Below are 23,932 nucleotides of genomic sequence, written 5' to 3' on the forward strand. Positions count from 1 at the left end.
TGAATAGATTAAGAATTCTGCAATTGGAGACTGCAATGTTAAAAGTGCTTGGCCGTACTTCGTCTATTAACGTGCGAAAAGTTCTGTGGCTGTGCGAAGAACTGGATATCGCGTATGAATCTGAACCCTGGGGCGACGATCCGCAATCGCTGCACTCGCCCGAGTTTATGGCACTCAATCCCAATGCAATGGTCCCGGTGATTATCGAGGACGATTTCGTGCTGTGGGAATCCAACACTATTTTGCGCTATCTGGCTAATAGCAACGGCGGCGAATGGCTCTACCCAGAGAATCCGCGCGCCCGTGCGCCGGTCGATCAGTGGATGGATTGGCAAGCCACCGAGCTGAATACCTCCTGGCGCTATGCATTTATGTCACTGGTGCGCAACTCGCCAGCACATCAGGATCCCCGACTGCTGGCGGCGGCCGTCAAAGGCTGGACGCACACCATGAACATTCTCAACGCGCATTTGGAAAAAACCGGGCGCTACGTCGCAGGCCGCAATTTCTCGCTGGCAGACATTCCCGTGGGATTAGCGGTGAATCGCTGGTATGAAACACCGCTTGAGCATCCTCCCTTCCCGGCGGTACAAACGTATTACGAGCGCCTGACCGAGCGTGAGCCTTACACCACCTGGGGCCGCAACGGCAAGCCCTGATCCTGCCCCGGCGCGAGGCCTGTCATTTCGCAGGCCAGCGCGCCGGTGCGTTGCAACGCCCACGTATAACGCTCATCAAACGGATAGCAGCAGGAGAGGCGCAGCGCGTGCGTATAGCGATTGCTCAGCGAGTAGAGCGCTCCCGGCGTTACACAGATTTGCTCTTGCAGCAGACGATGAAACATCTCCACGGTATCGACTTTGCCCGGCAGTTCTACCCAAAAGACAAATCCGCCGCGCGGCAGGGTAGCGCGCGTGCCCTGTGGGAAGTGGCGCGCCAGCATCCCGCGCGCGGCATCAAGATTTGCGGCATAGCGCCGCCGCAGCGTGCGCAGATGATGATCGTAACCGCCGCTGGCAAGAAACTCGGCCAGCGTTTCGCTCAACAGGCGTGATTCTGCCATGGAGGACACTGCCTTAAGCTGGGCGATGCGTTCATGAAAGCGGCCGGCGGCCGTCCAGCCGATACGAAAATCGGGTGCCACGGTTTTGGTAAAGCTGGTGCAGTAAATCACCCAGCCGTCGCTATCAAAGGCCTTCACCGGCGGCGATAGCGGCCACTCAAATTGCAATTCGTCGTACAAGCCGTCTTCCAGCAGCGGAACGTGGTAAGTATTCACTAACTTAGCCAGGCGCTTTTTATGCTCCAGCGGCATCACATAACCCAGCGGGTTCTGCGCGCCGGGCATGGCGATCACTGCCTGAATGCGTTTCTCCTGCAGCAGCATCTCCAGTGCATCCAGCGACAAACCTTGCTGCGGATCGGTGGGGATTTCCAGCGCCTTCAGCCCCAGCGACGCCAGCAGCGGAAACAGGAAGAAATAGGTTGGCGATTCCAGACCAATGCAGTCGCCGGGCTTGGTTACTGCACGCAGCGCCAGCTGCAGCGCTTCCATGCAGCCGTGGGTGAGGGTGATCTCCTGCGGCGGCAGATTGATGCCGTTATGCAGCGCGCGGCGCGCAATCTCCTCCCGTAAGCGCTCACTACCAGGCGGAAGCGCGTAGCGCCCGATAATGTTGGGATTCTGCCGCAAAATGGAGGCGGTAATGCGTCCGATACGCGCCGCCGGATAGAAGGTGCCATCCTGCGGACAGGCGAGCGAGATATTGGTGTACTCCGGATTATTCTGCGCGGCGAACACCTGCTCAATCAGCGCCAGCTTTTGCGAGCTGGGGTCATTAATTTTTGCCGCAAGCGGTTTAACCGGACGCGTCACGGCGGGCAGCACGCCGCGCACGTAATAACCCGATTGCGGACGTGATTCGATCAGGCCGCGATCTTCCAGGATTTGCCAGGCGTTTAACACCGTATTGATACTAACCTGATGTGATTGTGCCACGCGCCGGATCGCCGGCAGTCGTTTGCCCGGCTTTAACGTGCCCTGATGAATTGACTCGGCAAAACTATCGACCAGCTGCTGATACAGCGTTTGACCGGATGAAAGAGGAAGGGACACAAAAGCCTCCGCGCGTGATGGGTACAATTCAGTTTTAAGACAACTGTATCCATTACAATAGTAGTTTTGTGTCTCTGTTTCCATCGCGCGCTCCGCATTAGCATAAATGCAACATTGGTTCATCAGGAAGCGCATCATGCTCGATCCCTCATTCTTCAGCTACGTCACCGTTATGTCGATCACGCCCGGCCCGAACAATCTGTTACTGGCGACCTCAGGCGTCAACTTTGGCTTCAGGCGCACGCTGCCGATGCTGTTTGGCATCCTGCTGGGCTGTGCGATACAGATGCTGCTGGCAAGTATGGCGCTGGATGTGTTGCTGCACTGGATGGGCGCGATTCGCCTGCCGCTGACAGTGGTCGGATGCAGCTATCTGCTGTGGCTCTCATGGAAGATATTCCGCGCCGGGGCGCCGGCGTTGCGCGAACGCCCGCGCCCGATGACGCTAGTGGGCGGTATCTGTTTTCAGGCGGTGAATCCGAAAGCCTGGCTGATGGTGACGAACGTGGCGCTGATGTACGCCAACAGCAACGGCGTGCTGACCGTATTATTGGGATTTGCAGCGTTGAATCTGCCGTGCATTTTGATTTGGGCCGCGCTGGGCGACCGCTTGCGCAGCCATCTGCAAGTGGCGTGGAAACGTCAGGCGTTTAACGGTTTGATGGCGTTATCGCTGGTGGCAACTACGGCGTGGATGCTGTATGACGCGGTACTGCTAAGCTAGTGATTGCGGTGCGCATGAATGCGCACCCTACAATGTAGGGTCGCCATTCATGGCGACCTGGGTTGAGACCACCTTATTACTTCCCCACCACGTGCGCCGTTTCGCGCGCTTCATCGTTGGCGGCATCCGGTGTAACAACGGGTTCGTAATCGAGTTGCAGCACGCGACTGGTGTCGGCCAGCACTTTCTCGGTTAGCGCCACATCGCCGTTCAGTTTGCGGCCCCACGATGGGATCACCATGCGGATTTTAGTCTGCCACTCCGGTGAACGCATGTGCTCCGGGAAGGCTTTCGCCATCAGCTCGAGCATAATCGGTGCGGCGGTTGATGCACCAGGCGAGGCGCCGAGCAACGCCGAAATCGAACCGTCTTCAGACGTCACCACTTCGGTGCCAAGACGCAGCACGCCGCCCTCTTTCTCGTCATTTTTAATGATCTGCACGCGCTGGCCTGCCGTCACCAAACGCCAATCTTCCTGCTGCGCCTGCGGGACGTAAGCTCGCAAGGCTTCCATACGATCGCTGTCGCTTTGCAGCACCTGATCAACCAGATATTTCACCAGGTCGAAACTCTTCAGGCCAACCTGCACCATCGGTTTCAGGTTGCTGCCATTCATCGCGCCGAACATATCCAGCAGCGAACCTTGCTTAAGGAATTTGGTGGAGAAGGTGGCGAACGGGCCAAAGAGCAGCACCTGCTTGCCATCCAGCACGCGGGTATCAACGTGCGGCACCGACATCGGCGGTGCCCCGACGCTGGCTTTGCCATACACCTTCGCCATGTGCTGTTTCACCACGTCCGGATTTTCCGTAACGAGGAAAGAGCCGCCCACCGGGAAGCCGGCGTAGCCTTTCACTTCGGGAATGCCGGATTTCTGCAGCAGCGGCAACGCCGCGCCGCCCGCACCAATAAACAGCTGGCGCGTAGTCAGCACACGGTTTTCTCCGCTGGCCAGATTATGCAGGCTGACCTGCCAGCGGCCGTCGCTCAGGCGCTTAATGTCACGCACTTCCTGGCGCAGACGCAGGCGGAAATTGGCTTTCTTCTCTAAAGCAGCAATCAGCTGACGCGTCACTTCACCGAAGTTCACATCGGTGCCCATCTCGGTCCAGGTGGCGGCAACTTTCTGCTTGCTGTCACGCCCGTTCATCACCAGCGGAATCCAGCGGGTGATTTGATCGCGGTCTTCTGAATAGCTCATGCCGCGGAACAGCGTACTTTTTTGCAACGCATTGAAGCGCTTGCGCAGAAATTCAACGTTATCGTTGCCCCAGACGAAACTCATGTGCGGCGTACTGTGGATAAAGCTTTTAGGATTGCGCAGGTTGCCTTTCTGAACGTGATAGGCCCAGAACTGGCGCGAAATCTGGAACGATTCGTTAATCGCCACCGCTTTAGCGATGTCGATGCTGCCATCCGCCTTTTGCGGCGTATAGTTCAGCTCCGCCAGCGCGGCATGGCCGGTTCCCGCATTGTTCCAGCCATTAGAGGATTCAACGGCAACGTCATCAAGACGTTCAACCATCTCAATCGACCAGTCAGGCTCGAGATCCTGCAGCCATGTGCCCAGGGTCGCACTCATCACGCCTGCGCCAATCAGCAGTACGTCGACGTCTTTTCGGTCCTGAAGGTGTGCGCTTTCCTTGCCAGCGGCGGCGAGCGCCAGATTTACCGCAGTAGTACTCATGAGGCGACATCTCCTCTCTCTGTTGACCTGAAGCTCAACAGGTTCGCAGGCGAAATAGCCGCGCTTCTTTCGAGCGCGTGGTGCTACTTCTCAAAGGTTAAGACTCAGGTATAAGTCATAGGGACGATAACGGTTAACTGCACGTTATGCATATGCATTCGAATATAACATTCTCGTATCGGAATTAAACGTTTGTTTATTTTTTAAAGGCGGAAATGATTCAGCATAAGAATTAATCAGCTCAACCCCGCTGCCATAAGGGATTTTTATCTCTTAATCAGATGCTTATCGTAATGTGAATGTTATGGCTTTGTGAGTGTTGTTATGGGGGAAGGAGAGGTGTAGTGACATGTATCACAATTTAAGTCAATGATTTTTATCTGTTTTTGGTGGATTGATTATTTATGCGGAATTTGTGGTGCTCAATATTTAGCCAGTCTGTGTAAAAGTAATGTTACAATTTTGTGGTGATGAATTTTGGTATGAGGAGGCGACTCCTGCAGAAGAAAAATGCATCACCATGCGGAGAGCGATCAACGCGAACGACGTCGCCACAGGAAACGAATGACGAAAAACTCAATGGCACCCAGCAGCAAAAACCACAGGCTAAAAACAATCGTATACAGCTGATTAACATCCATCAGATGCAAACTTTCCTGCAGCCGTTTTGCCAGCTCAATGCCAAACGAGGGCGCGGGCAGCAGCAGAGCGGAGAGAAAGCCCAGCAGCAGAATGCCACCCGGGATAATCAGCGTTTCGAATGGGTTATTCATGGTCATCTTCCAAATCAGTTAGCGTCGGCATTAGCGCATAAAAGGGCGCTACGGTGCAATCCCCGTGCCGGATCGCGCTAAGAAATTTCTTCTATTCCATTCACTTAGCGACAAAAATAGCGGAAGTTAAGAGTTATAGCCTTTGCTATACTTAAATCCCTGATTTTACTGTCTTTTTTTTGGCGTTTTAGCATGTTAGACTGCGCGCACTTTTTCATTACTGAACAATAAATGCGGAGAAGTAGCGGCTTTAGGGCCTGTTCCGCGGCATTGATTGAAAACCCATGACATTTATCGCAACCCTGATTCTGGCCTTTGGTATGTCGATGGACGCTTTCGCCGCAGCACTGGGCAAAGGCGCATCATTGCATCGCCCGAATTTCAAAGAAGCGCTGCGTACTGGCTTAATCTTTGGCGTGATCGAAATGCTGACGCCGCTGATTGGCTGGGCGATTGGTCTCGCGGCCAGCCGCTACGTTATGGCGTGGGATCACTGGGTAGCGTTTGGCCTGTTAACCATACTGGGCGGTCGTATGATCATGGAAGGTTTCCGTCAAACGGCCGATGAGCCTTGCGAAGCGCCGCAGCGGCACGGTTTTATGGTGCTGGCATTAACCGCCGTTGCTACCAGCCTGGATGCGCTGGCGGTCGGTGTTGGGTTGGCGTTCCTGCAGGTTAATATCATTATGACCGCCGTTACCATTGGCGCCGCGACCACCGTGATGGCGACCACCGGCGTGCTGGTAGGACGCTTTATTGGTCCGGTGATGGGCAAATGGGCTGAAGTCCTCGGTGGCGTGGTACTGATCAGTATTGGCTGCACCATTTTAAGCGAGCACATGGGCTGGTTCAGCTAAGCCCGCTGCTGCCCCTGGTGCGCATAAATGCACACCCTACAACTTCACCTGCGCCTACCGTAGTGGCGCCATTCATGGCGACCACCGCAAACCCGCAATAAACCCCCATTCTGTGATCTACTTCAAAAAAAATTGCGGTAAAAACGCTCAGACGCTATACTTTTTGCGTATTTCTTCAACAATTTTTGAACCAGGTGCCTTATGAAACGCTTTTTCCGCTACGTGTTCCGTTCTTATGTCGAAACCTTCAAACACGTACCGCCGGGCGCGCTTAATTAAGATCTCCCCAGCATACCCTCGATAATCGCGGTCAGGGATCGACCTGTGGTTATCAACTGTTTTCTTATCGCTCTCACCACTTCTGCCGTAATTCTCTCCCTAATTCATTGATTTATCCCTTCAGTCATCACATTTCGATCTGGCTATAGCCGCAGGTTATACCCCGCTACTAAACAAGCATTCGTCACCTTTTCTTCTGCATGAAATAGTCAGCTCAGGCCCTATAAACCGTCTGAAACGAGAAACATCATGCTTATCCCTCAACCTTATTTACTCTTCCTCGGCGACGTTACCGATCCATTGGCCGCTAAAACCGCGCGCGGCATTCAGGTATGGCGACCCGAGCAGTGCGTTGGCGAAATCAAACTGCCAGGCTGCACCGTTAGCCTTGGCCTCGAAGAACTGGATATCGCCGCCGCCAAAGCGCGCGGCACCAAAACGCTGGTGCTTGGCACCGCCAATGCCGGTGGTTACCTGCCAACACACTGGCTCGACACGGTGAAAAGCGCCATTGCTGCCGGGATGAACGTCGCCAGCGGCTTGCACCACCGTTTAGTCGATGAACCGGAATTGGTCGCGTTAGCAGAAGCGCAAGGGGTTAAGCTGTTTGACCTGCGCCATATGCGTCCAAAACTGAACGTGGGAAGTGGTAAAAAGCGTACAGGTAAGCGAGTGCTTACTGTTGGCACCGACTGCTCGGTGGGCAAAATGTACACCTCGCTGGCGCTGGAAGCGGCGATGCGCGAACGCGGCATGAAAGCCGATTTCCGCGCTACCGGTCAGACCGGCATTTTAGTGGCAGGCGAAGGGATTGCGATTGACGCGGTGATTGCCGACTTCATCGCCGGTGCGGCCGAAGCATTGTCGCCTGCCAATGATGCCGATCACTGGGATATCGTTGAAGGCCAGGGTTCATTGTTCCATCCCTCTTACGCCGGCGTCAGTATGGGACTGATCCACGGTGCACAGCCGCATTGGCTGGTGATGTGTCACGAAATGGGCCGTCCGCATATGCGTCATCTGCCGCATCAGCCGATGGTGAGCCTGAAGGATTGTGTCGAAGCCAACCTGCGCGCGGCGCACGTCACCAGCGAGGTTGTGCAACTGGCCGGTTTTGCCATCAACACCTCGAACTATAGCGAACAGGAAGCGCGCGCCTACTGCAGCGAAATCAGCGCTGAATTCGGCGTGCCGGCCACCGATCCGGTGCGATTTGGCATGGCGGATATCGCCGCGCTGCTGCAGGAGCGTGGCTAACATGCGGCGCATGCAGATTGAAGTGCTGGAGCTGCCGCTGGCGCGTCCATTTGCCATCTCGCGCGGCACGCGTACGGCGGTCACGGTGATTCGCGTGACGCTGGAGCAGAACGGCTTCATTGGTCGGGGCGAATGTACGCCAACGCCGCGCTACGATGAAACGCCGGAAAGCGTCAACGCTGAACTGGAAACGCTGCGCGCCGACATTGAAGCGGGCTTGAGCCGCCTCGATCTGCAAAGCCGTTTGTCTGCGGGTGCAGCGCGTAATGCGCTGGACTGTGCGCTGTGGCGCCTGGATGCCGCGCTGGCGAAGCACACGCTGTGGCAACAGTGCGGTCGCGCTCAGCCGCCTTCGGTGATTACCGCCGAAACTCTCAGCCTCGATTCCATCGAGAACATGGCCGCCGCGGCTGCCGATGCGGTATCGCGCGGTGCCATCCTATTGAAAATCAAACTTAATCGCGACGAGATTCTTGAAAAAGTCGCGGCGATCCGTCAGGCCGCGCCGCGCGCTACCTTAATCATTGATGCCAATGAAGCCTGGTCGGGCGTCGATCTGCCCAGCCTGCTCAATGCGCTGGTTAGCTACAACATCGCGATGGTCGAGCAACCGCTGCCGGCGGGCCAGGATCAGGCGCTGCAGCGGTTTGCGCACCCGATTCCAATCTGTGCCGATGAGAGCTGCCACACGCGAGAAGACATCGCGCCGCTGCGCAATCGCTACGAGATGATCAACATCAAGCTGGATAAGTGCGGGGGGCTCACCGAAGCGCTGGCGATGGTGGAAGAGGCGCAGAAGTGCGATATGCGGCTGATGGTGGGCTGCATGCTCGGCTCATCGCTGGCGATGGAGGCGGCGCTGCCGGTGGCGATAGCCGCCGAACATGTCGATCTCGATGGCCCGATCTGGCTGGCCGCCGACAGCTCGCCGTTCCTTTCTTACGCTCAAGGCCGAATCTGGCTGTAACCCGCACGCGGAGCAACGATGACGGACACTTTACTTACCCCCTACGCCGCCAGCGTTGCCGGTTCTGAGCCGGTGCTCGCGATTCAGGATCTCAGCGTCAGTTTTCGCGGCCGCAGCGGCGAGAATCAGGCGCTGAAGGGCATCAGTTTTAACATTCATCAGGGCGAAATTGTCGCCGTGGTGGGCGAAAGCGGCTCGGGAAAATCGGTCACTTCGCTGGCGGTGATGGGCTTGCTGGCCGCCTCTGGGCGCATCGATCGCGGCAGCATGCAGTTTCGCGATCGCCAGGGCAACGCCCATCAGTTGGCCAACCTTACTGAAGCTCAGCGCCGCACTTTGCGTGGCCGTGAGATGGCGATGATTTTTCAGGAGCCGATGACCTCGCTCAATCCGGTATTACGCGTTGGCGATCAGCTGACTGAAGCGCTGCGTGACCACCAGATTTGCGACAAAAGCCAGGCCGAGGCGCGCGCGCGTGAGTTATTACGCCAGGTGCGTATTGCCGATGTGGATCGCGTGATGAAAAGTTATCCGCATTCGCTGTCGGGCGGCATGCGCCAGCGCGTGATGATTGCCCAGGCGCTGGCCTGCGATCCGCAGCTGCTGATTGCCGATGAGCCGACCACCGCGCTGGACGTTACGGTGCAGGCGCGCATTCTGCACATCCTGCGCGACCTGCAGCGCGAGAAGCAGATGGCGGTGCTGTTTATCACCCACGACATGGGCGTGGTGGCCGAAATCGCCGATCGCGTAGTGGTAATGCTACGTGGCGAAGTGGTTGAGCAGGGCACGGTCAGCGACATCTTCAGTGCGCCGCAGCATCCTTACACCAAAGCATTACTCGCCGCGGTGCCGAAACTCGGCGATATGCGCGAACACGCGTGGCCGCAGCGCTTTCCGCTGTTGGGCAGCGAGGCCAACGATCGCAGCGAGCAGCGCACCGCGCGCTACGACCAAACGCCACTGCTGGATGTGCGTGGTCTGAAAGTGTACTACCCGATTCGCAGCGGCATTTTCTCGGCGCTGACCCATCAGGTGCACGCGGTGGAGCAGATCGATTTCAGCCTGTGGCCGGGCGAAACCCTGGCGATTGTCGGCGAAAGCGGCTGCGGTAAGTCTACGACCGGACGCGCGCTGATGCGGCTGATTAACAGCGACGCCGACAGCATCCATTTTCAGGGCAATGAAATCGCCAACCTGAAAGAGGCACAGTTTCAACCGCTGCGCCGTGAAATTCAGATGGTATTTCAGGATCCCTACGCCTCACTTAATCCGCGTTTGACGGTTGGTTTCACCATTGCCGAGCCGCTGCTGCTGCACGGCATGGTGAAGTCGCTGGACGAGGCCTCGCCGCAGGTCGATGCGCTGCTAAAAAGCGTGGGACTGCTGCCGGAACATGCGCGGCGCTATCCGCACGAATTTTCCGGCGGCCAGCGCCAGCGTATCGCCATTGCGCGCGCTATGGCGTTGAAACCCAAGGTGATCATTGCCGATGAAGCCGTTTCGGCGTTGGACGTGTCGATTCAGGCGCAGGTGGTCAATCTGATGATGGATCTGCAACAGCAAACCGGCGTGGCGTGGATTTTTATTTCGCATGATATGGCGGTGGTAGAACGCATTGCTAACCGCGTGGCGGTGATGTATCTCGGCCAGATTGTTGAGCTCGGGCCGCGCCAGTCGGTGTTCAACCAGCCACAACATCCTTATACCCAACGTCTGCTGGCCTCGGTGCCGGTAGCCGATCCTCAGAACCGGCAACCCCGCACTTTCGAAGAGAGCGAAATCCCTTCGCCGCTGCGCAAGGTGGGAGAAACGGTCATCAAACCACGTTATCGCCAGGTTGCTCCGCAACACTGGGTCGCTGACTGTGTTTCGCGCTAACCCTCAATACCAGGAGATTTCATGAACCCGATTTTCCGCCGTACGGCGCTTGCGCTGGGATTGACCCTCTCGCTGGCCGCTGCTGCTCAGGCACAGGATCTGCGCATTTCGATGTATGCCGATATCACCGGCCTCGATCCGCACGATACTTCCGACAACGTCAGCTACTCGGTGCAGAGCGGCATCTTTGAGCGCTTGTTCCAGTTCGATGCACAGATGAAGCTGCAGCCGTGGCTGGCCACCCGCTACACCAGCAACGACAGCGCCACTGAATTTACCCTGACGCTGCGTAAAGACGTCACCTTCCAGGACGGTACGCCGTTCGATGCGGAAGCAGTAAAAGCCAACCTCGATCGCCTCGCCGACCAGAAAAAAGGCCTCAAGCGCAACAGCCTGTACAAGATGATTGAGAAGGTGACGGTGCTGGCGCCGGACCAGGTAAAAATCGAGCTGAACCAATCGTTTGGTGCCTTCATCAACACGCTGGCGCATCCGTCGGCGGTGATGTGGAGCCCGGCAATCCTGAAGCAATATCCGGAAGAAGCGCAGCTGCGCCTGCATCCGGTGGGCACCGGCCCGTTCAAATTCGTCAGCTGGCAGCCGGGTAAAGCTGTCAGCTTAGCGAAGTACGAAGGCTACTGGCAAAAGGGCTGGCCGAAGGTGGATAACGTGATCTTCTCGCCCAGCCCGGAAGATGCCACGCGCGTCGCGGCACTAAAATCGGGGCAGGTTGATGCGATCTGGCCGCTGCCGTCGGATCTGATCGCCACCGTGCAGAGCGACAGCAAACTGGCGATCCAGCGCGATCCAAGCATTTACCTCTACTACATGGCGATCAACACCCAGCACAAGCCGCTCGCCGATGTACGTGTACGCCAGGCGATCAATTACGCCATCGACCGCGATCTGTGGCTGAAAGTGGCGTTTGCCGGCATGGGTAAACCGGCCAGCTCGGCGATTCCGCAAGGCGTGCAGTTCTATCAGAAGCAGAGCGCGCCGAACTATCGCTATGCGCCGGATGAGGCCAAAGCGCTGTTGAAGGAAGCGGGTTATCCGAACGGCCTCGACCTGAAAGTGTGGGTCACCAACGCCACCGCCAGCGTGCGTGCCGCGCAGGTGCTCAAAGCGCAGCTGGCAACGGTGGGCATTCGCGCCACGGTCACGCCGATGGATTCTGGCACGCGCAACGCCAAACTGTGGGGCGTGAAAGACCCGAAACAGGCGGAATTTGACCTCTATTACGGCGGCTGGTCGACCTCAACCGGTGATGCCGATTGGGCGCTGCGTCCACTCTATGCCACCGAATCCTGGGTGCCAACCTCGTACAACGTTTCGTACTTCAGCAATGCCGAAGCCGACAAAGCGATTGCCGGAGGTTTAGCCACCGCCGATCCGGCCAAACGTGGCGAGGCATACGCTGAAGCGCAGAAAGTGTTGTGGAAAGAGGCACCGGTGGCCTTCCTCGGCACGCCAGACAATCTGGTTGGCAAGCGCAGCACGCTGAACGGTGTGTCGATGCTGCCGGATGGTAACTTCCTGTTTAATCAGGCGGCGTTTAAGTAAAGCCCTCACCCTAACCCTCTCCCGCAAGCGGGAGAGGGGACGAATAACTCCCTCTCCCGCTTGCGGGAGAGAGCTAGCACGATCTATTCCCTCTCCCGCAAGCGGGAGAGGGCTAGGGTGAGGGCAATAACCGCACCCAACCAAAAGGAACCGCATGTTCGCATACATCATTCGTCGACTGCTGGAGATGATCCCCGTACTGCTGGTGGTCTCGCTGCTGGTCTTCGGCTTCATCAAGCTGCTGCCCGGCGATCCGGCGCGCATCTACGCCGGGCCGGATGCGCCTTTAGCCGCGGTGGAAGCTGCGCGCCAGCATCTCGGACTTAACGATCCGCTACCGCAGCAATACATCAACTGGATCGGCGGCCTGCTGCGCGGCGATCTTGGCGTCACCTATCGCACCCAGCAGCCGGTGCTGGAAGTGATTAAACAAGGCTTTATGCCGACGATGTGGCTGGCGCTGGCGGGTTTTGCCTGGTCGGTGATGCTCGGCCTGTTCCTCGGCGTGTTTGCCGCGCTGAAACGCGGTAAATGGCAGGACTGGACGTTGATGAGCGTCGCCGTGGGCGGCATCTCGATGCCGACTTTCTGGCTGGGCCTGCTGCTGATCCAGTTCGTCGCCATGCCGTTTGGCCTGTTTTCGGTCAGCGGCTTCAATCAACCCAGCGACATCGTATTACCGGCCATCACGCTCGGATCATCGGTGGCGGCGGTGATGGCGCGCTTCACCCGCTCGGCGTTTCTCGAAGTGGCGCAGGAAGATTACGTGCGCACCGCCAAAGCCAAAGGGCTGCGTAATCGGCTGGTGACGTGGAAACACGTGATGCGCAATGCATTGATCCCGGTGATCACCATGCTCGGCTTGCAGTTTGGTTTTCTGCTCGGCGGATCGATTGTGGTCGAAAGCGTCTTCAACTGGCCGGGATTAGGCTGGCTGTTGATCGAGTCGATCAAGGCGCAGGATCAGCCGGTGATCCAGGCGTTAGTGATGCTGTTCGTGTTTGAATTTATTGTGATTAACCTGCTGGTCGATCTGCTGTATGCCGTGGTCAACCCAGCGATTCGCCTGCGACAGGAGCCGTAATGAGTCTGCAATCTCTGCCTGCCCACGCGCAGGAGGCGATCCGTTCGCCGTGGCGTGATTTCCTGCACGCGCTGGTGCGTAATCCGCTGGCGCTGGTTTCCGGCGGTTTTGTGCTGCTGCTGGTGCTGGTGGCCGTCTTCGCACCGTGGCTGGCGCCCTGGGATCCAATGGCACCGGACTGGATGGCGCTGTCATCACCGCCGTCCAGCACGCACTGGATGGGCACCGACGAACTTGGCCGTGACTTGTTAAGTCGTATTATCTTTGGCGCACGCATTTCGCTGTACGTTGGCGTGCTGTCGGTGACGCTCGGCATGATAGTCGGCGTACTGCTGGGCCTGCTGGCGGGCTATTATGGCCGCTGGATCGATATGCTGATTATGCGCGGCTCCGACGTGCTCTTCGCCTTTCCCGGCATGCTGCTGGCGATTGCGGTGGTAGCGATTCTCGGGCCGGGACTGAATAACGTCATCATTGCGGTGGCCATCTTCAGCGTGCCGGTGTTTGCCCGCATCGTGCGTGCTTCCACGCTGTCGTTAAAGCAGGCGGCGTATGTCGAAGCGGTGCGCTGCGCCGGCGCGCCGGATCGCGTGATTCTGCTGCGCCATATTCTGCCAGGCACGCTCTCTAACGTGATTGTCTATTTCACCATGCGTATCGGTACCAGTATTCTCACTGCTGCCGGGCTGAGTTTTATCGGCCTCGGCCCTGAACCAGATGTGCCGGAGTGGGGCAATATTCTGGCGATGAGCCGCAGCATGATGATGGCTGGCTTGTGGCACGTCAGTGTGTTTCCAGGTCTGGCGATATTCATTACCGTGCTGGCGTTTAACCTGCTGGGTGACGCGCTGCGCGACACGCTCGATCCTAAACTGAAGAGCTAAGTATGGATTTTCAACAACAACAGCGCGATCTGCTGCTGCAACGCTGGCGCAGCGAGCGCCAGCTGGGACAACCGCGCAGCGTTAGCGGTGCCACTAATCGCATCAGCGATGTGCCGGGCGTGCGCGTCGGACATTACACGCTGGCGGACGGCGAGCGGCAAACCGGCGTCACCGCGATTGTGCCGCCGGGCGACAATCTGTTTACTCAGCCGCTGCCCTGTGCGGCTGCGGTGTTCAACGGTTTCGCAAAGCCGGTTGGCCTGGTGCAGGTTGAAGAGTTGGGCGTGCTGCAGACGCCGATTTTGCTCAGCAACACGCTGGCGGTGGGCACGCTATTTACCACGCTGGTGCGCGATGCCATCAGCCGCAACCACGAGTTGGGCCGCAGCTTGCCGACGGTCAATCCGCTGGCGCTGGAGTGCAACGACGGCTGGCTGAATGACATTCAGGCGCTGGCAATAACGGAAGCCATGGCGCAACAGGCACTGGATAACGCCACCGCCGATTTTGCGCGTGGCAGCGTCGGTGCCGGGCGCGGCATGAGCTGCTTCAGTTTAAAAGGCGGCATTGGCACGGCATCGCGCCTGATTCCGTCGCTCAATGCCACGCTTGGCGTATTCGTGCTGGCCAACTTTGGTGCCTTAACCGCACTGACGTTGGACGGCGTGCGCCTTGGCGAGATGATTGCGCCGCTGCTGCCGGAACTGACGCCGCAGCGCGATGCCGGTTCCATCATCATTATTATGGCGACCGATGCGCCGCTTGATGCGCGCCAACTGAAGCGCGTCGCCAAACGCGCAGGTGCCGGTTTAGGGCGTTTGGGCAGCTATTGGGGCCACGGCTCGGGCGATATTGCTGTGGCGTTTTCCACCCAGCCCCGGCCACAACCGCCGGAAGAATCCACGCTGGAACCGCTGCTCGCCGCCGCCGCCGATGCCACCGAACACGCGGTGCTGGATGCCTTGCTGAGCGCCGAAGCCGTCACCGGTTTCCGCAGGCATTATCGTCCGTCGTTAAGCGACGTTTTGGATCGATTGGCGCTGTCGTCCCGGTCGGCATAAATGCCGACCCTACAAAAAACACCACAGGCCCGTAGGGTCGCCATTCATGGCGGCCTCTGCTAATAACCGCACGGAACCCCAACCCCATGAAAATCTTCATCTCAGCCGATATCGAAGGCACCGCGGGCGTGATGCGCCCGGAACAGTGTTCACCTGGCCACGCGGAATATCAATTGGCGCGCGGACTAATGGAACAGGAAGTCAATGCCGCCATCGACGGTGCCTTCACCGGTGGCGCCACCGAAGTGGTGGTAGCCGACAGCCACGCGCAGATGACCAACCTGCGCGCGGAAAATATCGATCCGCGTGCGCGCATGGTGCAGGGCAAACCACGCGGTTTATCGATGGTGGAAGGCATTGAACAGCAGCCGTTTGATGGCCTGTTCTTTATCGGCTACCACAGCGCGGCGGGCGAGCCTGGCGTGCTGGCGCACACCATTAACGGCCGCGCATTCTGGCGTATTCACATCAACGGTAAAGTGATGGGTGAAAGCGACATCTACGCGGCCGCGGCGGCCGAACAGGGCACGCCGCTGTGGCTGGTGAGCGGTGACGATCAGCTTAAAGGCTGGATGGCGGAGCACTATCCCTCGGTGGATTACGTCTGTGTGAAACGCGCCATCTCGCACACCTGCGCGGAATCCATCAGCCCGCAGGCGGCGCAAAACGTTATTCGCGCAGCGGCGACCGCCGCCGTACAGCGTAAACGGCAGGTCAGCACCACGCGCCTGAGCGCGCCTTATGAGATGCAGCTGCAGGCCAGCAAACCGGTGCTGGCGGATCTGTTCAGCCTGATTCCCGGCGTGACGCGCATTGATGCGGTGACCGTCGGCTATCGCGCGGATGAGATGAACACGCTGATCGGCCTGCTGAGCGCCTTCTCCTATCTGGCGAGCACGCAGTCGTAATTGCGCATTAATGCGCACCCTACGACGTTGCCACATGCAACACGTAGGGGCGCCATTTATGGCGACCGCTAAATCAGCAGGTCGGTCCGCATCTCCTGCTGAATTTTGCTAACCTGCGCGCAATTTATCTATAACAACGAGGCAGTCATGCAGCTCTGCAGTTTTTATCTTATTGACCAGCAAAGAAAAAGTTACGGTATTGTGCAGCAGGAAGGTGTGATTGATATCGGTGCGCGCCTCGGTGCGGACTGCCCGGATCTCAAAACGTTGCTGCAACGCGGCGCGTTGAGCGATCTTGATGCCTACCTTGCGCAACCCGTTGATCATCCGTTTAGCGCCATTCGCTTCCTGCCGGTAGTGGAAAATCCGGGCAAAGTGTTCTGCGTTGGCATGAACTACGCCGACAAACGCAAAGAGTTTGCTGAGACGATTGAAGCGCCCACGCTGTTTGTGCGTTTTGCGGATTCGCTGGCGGCGCACGAACAGCCGCTGCTGAAACCGGCCACTACGCAGGAGTTTGATTACGAAGGCGAACTGGCGGTGGTCATTGGCAAAGCGGCCTATCAGGTGAAGGCCGCCGATGCGTTGCAGCACGTTGCTGGCTATAGCTGCTTTATGGACGCCACGGTGCGCGACATGCAGTTTACCTGGTTCACCGCCGGTAAAAACTGGCAGCAAACCGGGGGGTTTGGGCCGTGGATGACCACCGCCGATGAGATCCCCGATCCACAGCAGCTGGCAATTAAAACCTGGCTGAATCAGCGCGAAGTGCAGAACGATACCACCGCCAGCATGGTGCATCCGGTGGCGAAGATCATTGAGTACATTTCAGCGTTCAGCCCGCTGTCGCCAGGCGATGTGATCATCACCGGTTCACCGGGTGGCGTGGGCAAAAAGCGTACGCCGCCGCTGTTTATGTTCCCCGGCGATGAGATTGAAGTGGAGATCGAGAAAATCGGCCGCTTGCGTCACCGCGTGGTCTGAATGCGGTCGCCATCAATGGCGACCCTACGACAGAATCGAGCCGGTTTTGTAGGGTGCGCATTAATGCGCACCTGGCGTAAACGCGTGCAATGCGGTCGCCATTAATGGCGACCCTACGACAGAATCGAGCCGGTCTTGTAGGGTGCGCATTTATGCGCACCTGGTTTAACGGCTAAACCTCACCACCCGGCTGCGGTTCAACATTAACTGCAGCGTGTCGCCTGCGCGCGCAATCACAAAACGTTTCTCCCAGGGTCCATCCTGCGCGGTGGCCAGTACGCGATCGCCGCCTAACGACTGTAACCGGGCACGAATCGCCGCCGGACCGATGCCCATCAGCAAGCTATCGCCTTCAACCACCAACTCGCTGCGCCACTGCGGCGCGAACCAGCGGCCCTGCAGATTATCGAGGCTGGCTTGGTCGGGCTGCACCGGCACAAAACGTCGTGCGACATGGCCAATTTCACCGACAATCGCCGCGCCCTCGTGACGCAACTGCATCGGAAAGGTGCTGGAGAGCGAAACCGCATCGCCGTGCGCATCATCGCGCCACAGCGTTTCGCCTGCGCCAAGCCAGGTGGCAGTCACGCCCTTGATCTCCAGCCAATCGGCGGCGTCTTCCGCCACGTAGAGCCCCGGCGTTAAATCGTGTCCTTTCTCCGGCAATTCGCGATTAAGCAGCGCCGCCATCACGCGCAACACGCTTTCGGAAGTGGTGACATCTTCGCGATTGGCGACCAGCGCCACGCCGATTTTCAGCTCCGGATGCAGCAGAAAATAGCTCTTATAACCGGCGTGCGAACCGCCGTGGCCAAACAGCGTCTGGCTGCCAAGCGTCGAGCTGGTAATGCCCAAACCGTAACCGCTGGTGCGGCCATCGTTGAGATTGCGCGGTGCAGTCAGGCGCTGCAGCACGCCCGCGCCCGGTCCGCTATCGGCCAGCAGGCTTTGCAGCCAGCGTGTCAGATGATTGAGGCTGCCGGTTACGCTGCCCGAAGCCGAGAGATGCAAACCGGCGCTGGCGAGCTGCCAATGGTCGCCGTTTTGCCAGTAACCCGGCGCTAAACCGGGCACGATATCGAACCAGCTTTCCGGCGCAATCAGGTTGATATCCAGCGGATCGCTGATGTACTGCTGCAGCAAATCGTTGAAGCGTACGCCTTTGGCTTTTAGCGCTTCTTCCACCAGCCGGTAGCCGGTGTTGGTGTAAGAAATTTCGCTGCCGGGCTGATAATTGAGCTCGCCTTCACGCGCGATAAAATCTAACAGGTCGGCGGCGCGCGTCGCGTTGTACACCGACAATCCCAGCAGCGATAAGGTTTCGCGCACGTCCGGCAGGCCGCTGCTCATGTCCAGCGCCTGGCCAACGGTAATCTGCCCGTTGGCGCCGCTGAGCTGCTGCAGATGCTGCGCCAGCGTGTCATCAAGCTGCAGATAGCGGCGGCCGGGGCCGGTTACCAACGCGGCAAAGATATGTTTGGTGATGGAGGCGAAGCGCACCACGCTGTCGGCGCTGAATGGCGTTTGCTGCGCCAAATCGGCCAGGCCAGCGCAGTGGGTGGCGTGAATCTGCTGCGCATCAAACAGCACGATTGCGCCGCCCGGCGCGCCCGGCTGCTGCCAGCTCTCGGTAATCTGTTGTGCGATATCCGCAGCGTGTTGCCAGTTAGCGGTCATGCCGGTTCCTCCAGCGTCATGCTGAGATCGAAAAGTTGGGCGGTATGCGGATGCTGGATGCGTCGCGCGCGCAGATCGTCGGCGCTCAGCTGCTCCACCATCTCGCCGTGCTGCATCACGCCAATGCGCTGACACAGGTGCGTTACCACCGCGAGGTTATGCGTCACCATAATGTAGGTGAGTTTGCGCTCGCTGCGTAGATCGCTGAGTAAATTCAGGATTTCGGCCTGCACCGACACATCCAGCGCGGAGGTAGGTTCATCCAGCAGCAGCACTTCCGGTTCGGCGATCAGCGCGCGGGCAATCGCTACGCGCTGGCGCTGGCCGCCGGAGAGCTGGTGCGGATAGCGGAAACGCACCGCCGCCGGCAAACCCACTTCGCTTAACGCCTGGCTGATGCGCTGCTCGGCGCGATCGAGCTGATGCACCAGCAGCGGTTCGTGCAGGATACGATCGATGGTCTGGCGCGGATGCAGCGAACCAAACGGGTCCTGAAATACCATCTGCACCTGACGATAAAAAGCGCGGCTGCGTTTGGCGCTGAGCTGCATGCCGCCAAACAGCATGCTGCCTTGCCAGTCGGCATTCAGCCCGGCGAGCGCACGCAGAATGGTGGATTTTCCCGAGCCGCTTTCACCCACCAGGCCAAAGCTTTCGCCGTTACCCACCGCAAAGCTGACGTTATTCACCGCCGTGTGCGCACCGAAGGCGATGTGCAGGTTATCGATTTGAATCATGGATGCTCCGTGCGGGCATGGAAACGGTCGGCATGAATGCCGACCCTACAAAAACGCGCTGAACGATCGTAGGGGCGCCATTCATGGCGACCTGCCAATTATTCCCGCCATGCGGCATCGCGCTGCAATACGGGTAAACGCTCACGCGCATGGCGCAGCGATGGCAAACAGGCCAACAAACCGCGCGTATAGGGATGCTGTGCCTGCTGCAGTTGCCCGGCGTCGAGCAGCTCGACGATGCGGCCGCCGTACATCACCGCCACACGATCGCAGAAGTGCGACACCAGCGGCAGATCGTGGCTAATCAGGATCAGCCCCATGCCGCGCGCCGACACCAGTTCGTCAATCAACTTAAGGATCTCGGCCTGCACCGTGGCATCCAGCGCGCTGGTGGGTTCATCGGCAATCAGCAGCTCCGGATCGGGTGCCAGCATCATGGCAATCATCACGCGTTGGCCCATGCCGCCCGATACTTCATGCGGATAGCGTTTCGCCACGGCAGCTGGATCGCGAATCTTCACCTGTTCCAGCAGCGCAATCGCCGCCTGCATCGCCGCTTTATGGCTGCCGCCTTTGTGCTCGCGCCAGGCTTCGGCAATCTGCTGGCCAATAGTCATCACCGGATTGAGCGAATACTTTGGGTCCTGCAGGATAAAACCGACGCGCTTGCCACGAATTTTGCGCATCACTTTCTCGCTGGCACCGCGCAGATCGATGCCATCAAAGCGCAGTACATCAGCGCTGACCTCGGCATTGCCCGGCAGCAGCTGCATCAGGCTGCGCGCGGTGAGCGATTTGCCAGAGCCGCTTTCGCCAACAATCGCAAACTTCTCGCGGCCAACGCTAAAACTGACGCCGCGCACCGCTTCAAAGGTTTCGCTGCGCGAGCGGAAGGCAATGCGCAGGTTACTAATTTCCACCAACATTTAGCGCTCCTTAGGATCCAGCACGTCGCGCAGACCGTCGCCGAGAAAGTTGAACGCCAGCGACGTCAGGAAAATCGCGATACAGGGCATCAGTGGCACCCACCATTCACTGAACAGGAAACGACGCGCGGTGGCGATCATCGTGCCCCATTCCGGTGACGGCGGCTGCGCGCCCATGCCAAGAAAGCCCAGACTGGCGGCGGTGATAATGATGGAACTCATATCCAGCGTGACCCGCACAATCAGGCTCGGTACGCACAGCGGCATGATGTGGCGCAGAATAATGCGCAGCGGCGAAGCGCCGGTCAGGCGGCTGGCGGCGATAAAATCGCTATGACGAAACTGTAAGGTTTCGGCGCGTGCCAGGCGCGCATATGGCGGCCAGGAGGTGAGGGCAATCGCCAGAATCGCGCTCTCCACACCTGGCTTCAGGGCCGCGACAAACGCCAGCGCCAGAATCAAACGCGGGAAGGCGAGGAAGATATCGGTGATGCGCATTAACGCTTTATCAACGAAGCCGCCCGCATAGCCGGCGATGCAGCCAATCAGCAGGCCGAGCGGCGCGGTGAGCAGCACCACAGCGATCACCATGCCGAGCGTGGTGCGGCCGCCGTAGATAATGCGCGTCCAGACATCGCGCCCCAGCTCATCGGTGCCGAGCCAGTGCGCGGCAGAAGGCGCAGCGAGGCGGTTTTCCAGATGCTGCACGCCGGGATCAAAGGGTGTCAGCCACGGCGCAAACAGCGCCAGAAACAGCATTACGCTGATCACCAGCAGGCCGATCATCGCCAGCGGATTGCTGCGCAGGTTGAGCCACAGGCGATAGCGTCGGCCCCACACCGCCTGGCGGCGGTTGGCTGGCGTGTCGTCAAGCAGCCAGTCTCGAGAGAAGAAGATCATTTTACGCGCGGGTCCCAAAGTCGATAGAGAAGGTCAGCCAGCTGGTTGAGCAGCACGTACACGGTGCCGACCAGCAGCGTCGCGCCGACCACCGGATTCATATCGGCGTTCATCAGCGAGGTGGTGAGATATTGACCCAGCCCCGGCCAGGCGAAGACGTTTTCCGTCACCACCGCGCCTTCCAGCAGCCCGGCGTAGGTCAATGCCAGCACCGTCACCAGCTGCACCGCCACGGTGGGAAAGGCATGGCGCCAGATGACCCGGCGCGAGGATAGCCCTTTGGCGCGCGCGGTAATCACGAATTCGCCGCTCAGCGCATTCAGCATAAAGGTGCGCGTCATGCGCGTAATGTAGGCCATGCTGAAGTAGGCCAGAATCAGCACCGGCTGCGCCATGTGCGCCAGCGCATCCCAGAAGGCGTCCATTTCTCCCGCCAGCAGCGAGTCGATGGTGAGGAAGCCGGTCACCTGCGGCACCATATCCTGCCAGATAATGTCCTGCCGGCCGGGACCGGGCGCAATGCCAAGCACCGCGTAGAACACCAGCAGGCTCAACAGCGCCAGCACGAACACCGGCAGCGAATGGCCGGCGAGACAGATCACGCGAATGGTTTGGTCGAGCCACGAACCCTGACGCACCGCCGCCCATACGCCGAGTGGAATACCGATGAGCGCAGCGATAATGATGGCTGCGGTCGCCAGTTCCATGGTGGCGGGGAAGAAGTGCGCGATATCGGTGCTCACCGGATTGGAGGTAAGAATCGATCGGCCGAGATCGCCATGCAGCAGTTGATTGAGGTAGTGACCAAACTGCACGTAAAGCGGCTGATCCAGCCCCATTTCCGTCCGCACGCGCTCCACCACCGATTGTGGTGCGTTATCGCCGACCGCCGCCAGCACCGGATCGGTGGGCATGACGCGGCCGATGAAAAAGGTCAACACCGACAGACCAAACAGCGTCAGCACCAGGCTTCCCAGGGTGCTGACGATTCTCTTCAGTAACGGCATCAGGCTTTTTTCACCTGCGCATACGGCCACTGCTCCAGCACGGTCATGTGCACATCCGCCAGGCCTTTGCGGGTGGCGACATTCTTGGTCTTCTGCATCATGAAAATGAACGGACTCTTTTCACGCCCCAGCTGCTGGATCTGCTGGTAGAGGGCAATACGTTTTGCCGGATCCGGCTCGTGCAGCGCCTGCTCGGTCAGTTTATTGAACTGTTCATCTGACCAGCTGCAGCGCCACGCCAGGGTACGCGCACGTGCGTTATCGCTGTTGTCGGTGTTGACGCAGAAGGCTTCGGTGTTGGAGTTGGGATCGAAGTAATCGGCGCCCCACACGGTGAGTGCCAGTTGATGCTGACGCGCGCGCATTTTGGTCAGCACCTGGCGGTTTTCGGCGGCGATCAATGACACTTTGATGCCAATCGCGCCCAGCTGGGTCTGAATTGCCTGCGCGATGTCCGGGTACGGCTGCATCGAGTAGTGATCGAGAGTGATTTCGAAGCCATCCGGATAACCGGCTTCGGCCAGCAGCGCTTTGGCTTTTGCCAGATCGTTGTGGAATGGCGTATCGTCCAGCGCCGCCGGGAAACCGCTCGGCAGGAAACTCTGATGGGTGACAAAACTCATCGACAGAATGTTTTTCTGGATGCTGTCGTAATCCAGCGCCCACTTCAGCGCCTGCCACACCTGCGGCTTTTTCAGATATTGATTATTGGTGTTGCACGACATCAGCATGATGGCCGACAGCGATTGATTCACCAGCGCCACGCTGCTGTCGTTTTTCACCTGCAGCAGCTGTTCGGTGGTGAGGTCATACGCCGCATCGACATCGCCTTTCTTCAGCATCAGCGCCTGCGCCGCTGGGTCGGCGATATGTTTAAGGATCACGCGTTTGATTTTGCTCTGCGCGGCATATTGCGGGCTGAGTTCCAGAATCACCGTTTCGCTGGCATTCCAGGTGCGCAGCGTAAACGCACCGGATCCGGCGCTGTGCTGCTTCAGCCAGCCGTTGCCGAAATCGTTGTTCTGCTGATTCGCCAGACAAGCCTTCTTCGACACGATGCTGCCAACGGTAGCGGACAGGCAGTAAAGCAGGAAAGTTTCTGCCGCTGGCGCACCGAGTTTCATCTCCACGGTGTGGGCATCTTTCGCCGTCACCTGCTGCGTCACGTTATCTTTGGTGAAACCAAACTGGTTGATGATAAACGCCGGGCTCTTATCCAGCTTAACGATACGTTCAATCGAGAATGCGACATCTTCCGCGGTGAGCGGTGAACCATCGGCGAATTTCGCCGCCGGATCGAGATGAAAGGTATACGTGCTGTTATCGCTGCTGACGTCCCAGCTTTGCGCCAGCTGGCCAATGACTTTGTCGGCTTGTTGCGGATCGGGCGTGACTAAACGTTGATACAGGTTGCCGCAGATCTGGCCGCCGGTGGCTTCGAAGCTTTCATGCGGATCGAGGCTGGTGATGTTATCGAGCTGCATCGCTATCACCAGCATGCTGGGTGGCGTGGCGGCGAATGCGGAATTCAGGCTGAGGTAGGAAACAACAGGTACGGCAGTGCATCCTGCAAGAAAACGTCTTCTGGTAACCATGTAAACTCCCAACTGATTGATAATTAAAATAAAAAATTGTTATTTTGCGTTTTTATGTCTTGACT

At 58.4% G+C, this 23,932-nt stretch carries 22 protein-coding genes; 13 read left to right on the forward strand and 9 right to left on the reverse strand.

Annotated elements, in window-relative coordinates:
- Window positions 1-35: 35 nt before the first annotated feature.
- On the forward strand, window positions 36-659 hold the full coding sequence (locus CRO19_RS09945; protein ID WP_097095682.1) for a glutathione S-transferase family protein: 624 nt from the start codon (window positions 36-38) through the stop codon (window positions 657-659).
- On the opposite strand, the gene CRO19_RS09950 is transcribed toward CRO19_RS09945, so the two are convergent.
- Complete coding sequence (locus tag CRO19_RS09950) at window positions 626-2,116, reverse strand: aminotransferase-like domain-containing protein (RefSeq protein WP_097097628.1); 1,491 nt, start codon at window positions 2,114-2,116, stop codon at window positions 626-628. The two genes, CRO19_RS09945 and CRO19_RS09950, sit on opposite strands and share 34 nt — an antisense overlap.
- Before the next feature lie 136 nt (window positions 2,117-2,252).
- Between CRO19_RS09950 and CRO19_RS09955 the strand changes: the two genes are divergently transcribed.
- Window positions 2,253-2,840, forward strand: coding sequence for a LysE family translocator (locus CRO19_RS09955; protein WP_097095683.1), 588 nt, complete (start codon window positions 2,253-2,255; stop codon window positions 2,838-2,840).
- A 76-nt stretch (window positions 2,841-2,916) separates the two neighbouring features.
- On the opposite strand, the gene mqo is transcribed toward CRO19_RS09955, so the two are convergent.
- Both mqo and CRO19_RS09965 read right to left on the reverse strand, forming a co-directional pair.
- A complete protein-coding gene (gene mqo, locus CRO19_RS09960; protein WP_097095684.1) occupies window positions 2,917-4,527 on the reverse strand; it encodes a malate dehydrogenase (quinone) in 1,611 nt (536 codons plus the stop codon).
- Window positions 4,528-5,060: 533 nt separating this feature from the next.
- Window positions 5,061-5,300, reverse strand: coding sequence for a DUF1158 domain-containing protein (locus tag CRO19_RS09965; protein WP_097097629.1), 240 nt, complete (start codon window positions 5,298-5,300; stop codon window positions 5,061-5,063).
- Window positions 5,301-5,584: 284 nt separating this feature from the next.
- Between CRO19_RS09965 and mntP the strand changes: the two genes are divergently transcribed.
- The 11 genes from mntP to CRO19_RS10015 all read left to right on the forward strand — a co-directional run bounded on the left by mntP (window position 5,585) and on the right by CRO19_RS10015 (window position 17,025).
- Entirely contained in the window at window positions 5,585-6,157 is a 573-nt protein-coding gene (mntP, locus tag CRO19_RS09970) for a manganese efflux pump MntP (protein ID WP_097095685.1), read from the forward strand.
- A gap of 201 nt (window positions 6,158-6,358) precedes the next feature.
- Window positions 6,359-6,436, forward strand: a complete 78-nt coding sequence (azuC, locus tag CRO19_RS26470) for a stress response protein AzuC (RefSeq protein WP_141400269.1) — start codon at window positions 6,359-6,361, stop codon at window positions 6,434-6,436.
- A 249-nt stretch (window positions 6,437-6,685) separates the two neighbouring features.
- Window positions 6,686-7,693, forward strand: coding sequence for an N-acetyltransferase DgcN (dgcN, locus tag CRO19_RS09975; protein WP_097095686.1), 1,008 nt, complete (start codon window positions 6,686-6,688; stop codon window positions 7,691-7,693).
- 1 nt (window position 7,694) lies between these two features.
- On the forward strand, window positions 7,695-8,660 hold the full coding sequence (gene dgcA, locus CRO19_RS09980) for an N-acetyl-D-Glu racemase DgcA (protein ID WP_097095687.1): 966 nt from the start codon (window positions 7,695-7,697) through the stop codon (window positions 8,658-8,660).
- An 18-nt stretch (window positions 8,661-8,678) separates the two neighbouring features.
- Window positions 8,679-10,541, forward strand: coding sequence for an ABC transporter ATP-binding protein (locus CRO19_RS09985; protein WP_097095688.1), 1,863 nt, complete (start codon window positions 8,679-8,681; stop codon window positions 10,539-10,541).
- A gap of 21 nt (window positions 10,542-10,562) precedes the next feature.
- Window positions 10,563-12,104 carry a glutathione ABC transporter substrate-binding protein gene (locus CRO19_RS09990; RefSeq protein ID WP_097095689.1) on the forward strand — a complete coding sequence of 514 codons (1,542 nt, stop codon included), beginning with the start codon at window positions 10,563-10,565 and terminating at the stop codon, window positions 12,102-12,104.
- A gap of 154 nt (window positions 12,105-12,258) precedes the next feature.
- Complete coding sequence (locus tag CRO19_RS09995) at window positions 12,259-13,188, forward strand: ABC transporter permease (RefSeq protein ID WP_097095690.1); 930 nt, start codon at window positions 12,259-12,261, stop codon at window positions 13,186-13,188.
- Window positions 13,188-14,072 carry an ABC transporter permease subunit gene (locus tag CRO19_RS10000; protein WP_097095691.1) on the forward strand — a complete coding sequence of 295 codons (885 nt, stop codon included), beginning with the start codon at window positions 13,188-13,190 and terminating at the stop codon, window positions 14,070-14,072. Before CRO19_RS09995 ends, CRO19_RS10000 begins: the two co-directional genes overlap by 1 nt.
- A 2-nt stretch (window positions 14,073-14,074) precedes the next feature.
- Entirely contained in the window at window positions 14,075-15,133 is a 1,059-nt protein-coding gene (locus CRO19_RS10005) for a DmpA family aminopeptidase (RefSeq protein WP_097095692.1), read from the forward strand.
- Window positions 15,134-15,219: 86 nt separating this feature from the next.
- Complete coding sequence (locus tag CRO19_RS10010; protein ID WP_097095693.1) at window positions 15,220-16,041, forward strand: M55 family metallopeptidase; 822 nt, start codon at window positions 15,220-15,222, stop codon at window positions 16,039-16,041.
- Window positions 16,042-16,188: 147 nt separating this feature from the next.
- Complete coding sequence (locus CRO19_RS10015; RefSeq protein ID WP_097095694.1) at window positions 16,189-17,025, forward strand: fumarylacetoacetate hydrolase family protein; 837 nt, start codon at window positions 16,189-16,191, stop codon at window positions 17,023-17,025.
- A 165-nt stretch (window positions 17,026-17,190) separates the two neighbouring features.
- On the opposite strand, the gene CRO19_RS10020 is transcribed toward CRO19_RS10015, so the two are convergent.
- From CRO19_RS10020 to CRO19_RS10045, 6 genes are all read right to left on the reverse strand, one after another.
- A complete protein-coding gene (locus tag CRO19_RS10020; protein WP_097095695.1) occupies window positions 17,191-18,702 on the reverse strand; it encodes a serine hydrolase domain-containing protein in 1,512 nt (503 codons plus the stop codon).
- Window positions 18,699-19,439: an ABC transporter ATP-binding protein gene (locus tag CRO19_RS10025; RefSeq protein ID WP_097095696.1), complete on the reverse strand. Its 741-nt coding sequence runs from the start codon at window positions 19,437-19,439 to the stop codon at window positions 18,699-18,701. Before CRO19_RS10025 ends, CRO19_RS10020 begins: the two co-directional genes overlap by 4 nt.
- A gap of 98 nt (window positions 19,440-19,537) precedes the next feature.
- Window positions 19,538-20,365: an ABC transporter ATP-binding protein gene (locus CRO19_RS10030; protein WP_097095697.1), complete on the reverse strand. Its 828-nt coding sequence runs from the start codon at window positions 20,363-20,365 to the stop codon at window positions 19,538-19,540.
- On the reverse strand, window positions 20,366-21,265 hold the full coding sequence (locus CRO19_RS10035; protein ID WP_097095698.1) for an ABC transporter permease: 900 nt from the start codon (window positions 21,263-21,265) through the stop codon (window positions 20,366-20,368).
- The gene (locus CRO19_RS10040) at window positions 21,262-22,272 is read right to left on the reverse strand and encodes an ABC transporter permease (protein ID WP_097095699.1); all 1,011 of its coding nucleotides are present in this window, start codon (window positions 22,270-22,272) and stop codon (window positions 21,262-21,264) included. Before CRO19_RS10040 ends, CRO19_RS10035 begins: the two co-directional genes overlap by 4 nt.
- On the reverse strand, window positions 22,272-23,867 hold the full coding sequence (locus CRO19_RS10045; protein WP_097095700.1) for an ABC transporter substrate-binding protein: 1,596 nt from the start codon (window positions 23,865-23,867) through the stop codon (window positions 22,272-22,274). Before CRO19_RS10045 ends, CRO19_RS10040 begins: the two co-directional genes overlap by 1 nt.
- Window positions 23,868-23,932: the final 65 nt, after the last annotated feature.

The sequence above is a fragment of the Candidatus Pantoea floridensis genome (genome assembly GCF_900215435.1).
In the GTDB taxonomy this organism is placed as follows: domain Bacteria; phylum Pseudomonadota; class Gammaproteobacteria; order Enterobacterales; family Enterobacteriaceae; genus Pantoea; species Pantoea floridensis.

Bases quoted from the DNA above. Each gene is read 5' to 3' on its own strand.
- CRO19_RS10020 (WP_097095695.1), bottom strand. From the start codon at position 18,702: ATGACCGCTAACTGGCAACACGCTGCGGATATCGCACAACAGATTACC.
- CRO19_RS09985 (WP_097095688.1), top strand. From the start codon at position 8,679: ATGACGGACACTTTACTTACCCCCTACGCCGCCAGCGTTGCCGGTTCT.
- CRO19_RS09945 (WP_097095682.1), top strand. From the start codon at position 36: ATGTTAAAAGTGCTTGGCCGTACTTCGTCTATTAACGTGCGAAAAGTT.
- CRO19_RS10030 (WP_097095697.1), bottom strand. From the start codon at position 20,365: ATGTTGGTGGAAATTAGTAACCTGCGCATTGCCTTCCGCTCGCGCAGC.
- CRO19_RS10000 (WP_097095691.1), top strand. From the start codon at position 13,188: ATGAGTCTGCAATCTCTGCCTGCCCACGCGCAGGAGGCGATCCGTTCG.
- dgcA (WP_097095687.1), top strand. From the start codon at position 7,695: ATGCGGCGCATGCAGATTGAAGTGCTGGAGCTGCCGCTGGCGCGTCCA.
- CRO19_RS10035 (WP_097095698.1), bottom strand. From the start codon at position 21,265: ATGATCTTCTTCTCTCGAGACTGGCTGCTTGACGACACGCCAGCCAAC.
- CRO19_RS10015 (WP_097095694.1), top strand. From the start codon at position 16,189: ATGCAGCTCTGCAGTTTTTATCTTATTGACCAGCAAAGAAAAAGTTAC.
- CRO19_RS10040 (WP_097095699.1), bottom strand. From the start codon at position 22,272: ATGCCGTTACTGAAGAGAATCGTCAGCACCCTGGGAAGCCTGGTGCTG.
- CRO19_RS10010 (WP_097095693.1), top strand. From the start codon at position 15,220: ATGAAAATCTTCATCTCAGCCGATATCGAAGGCACCGCGGGCGTGATG.
- dgcN (WP_097095686.1), top strand. From the start codon at position 6,686: ATGCTTATCCCTCAACCTTATTTACTCTTCCTCGGCGACGTTACCGAT.
- mqo (WP_097095684.1), bottom strand. From the start codon at position 4,527: ATGAGTACTACTGCGGTAAATCTGGCGCTCGCCGCCGCTGGCAAGGAA.
- CRO19_RS09995 (WP_097095690.1), top strand. From the start codon at position 12,259: ATGTTCGCATACATCATTCGTCGACTGCTGGAGATGATCCCCGTACTG.
- azuC (WP_141400269.1), top strand. From the start codon at position 6,359: ATGAAACGCTTTTTCCGCTACGTGTTCCGTTCTTATGTCGAAACCTTC.
- CRO19_RS10025 (WP_097095696.1), bottom strand. From the start codon at position 19,439: ATGATTCAAATCGATAACCTGCACATCGCCTTCGGTGCGCACACGGCG.
- CRO19_RS10005 (WP_097095692.1), top strand. From the start codon at position 14,075: ATGGATTTTCAACAACAACAGCGCGATCTGCTGCTGCAACGCTGGCGC.
- CRO19_RS09955 (WP_097095683.1), top strand. From the start codon at position 2,253: ATGCTCGATCCCTCATTCTTCAGCTACGTCACCGTTATGTCGATCACG.
- CRO19_RS10045 (WP_097095700.1), bottom strand. From the start codon at position 23,867: ATGGTTACCAGAAGACGTTTTCTTGCAGGATGCACTGCCGTACCTGTT.
- CRO19_RS09990 (WP_097095689.1), top strand. From the start codon at position 10,563: ATGAACCCGATTTTCCGCCGTACGGCGCTTGCGCTGGGATTGACCCTC.
- CRO19_RS09965 (WP_097097629.1), bottom strand. From the start codon at position 5,300: ATGAATAACCCATTCGAAACGCTGATTATCCCGGGTGGCATTCTGCTG.
- mntP (WP_097095685.1), top strand. From the start codon at position 5,585: ATGACATTTATCGCAACCCTGATTCTGGCCTTTGGTATGTCGATGGAC.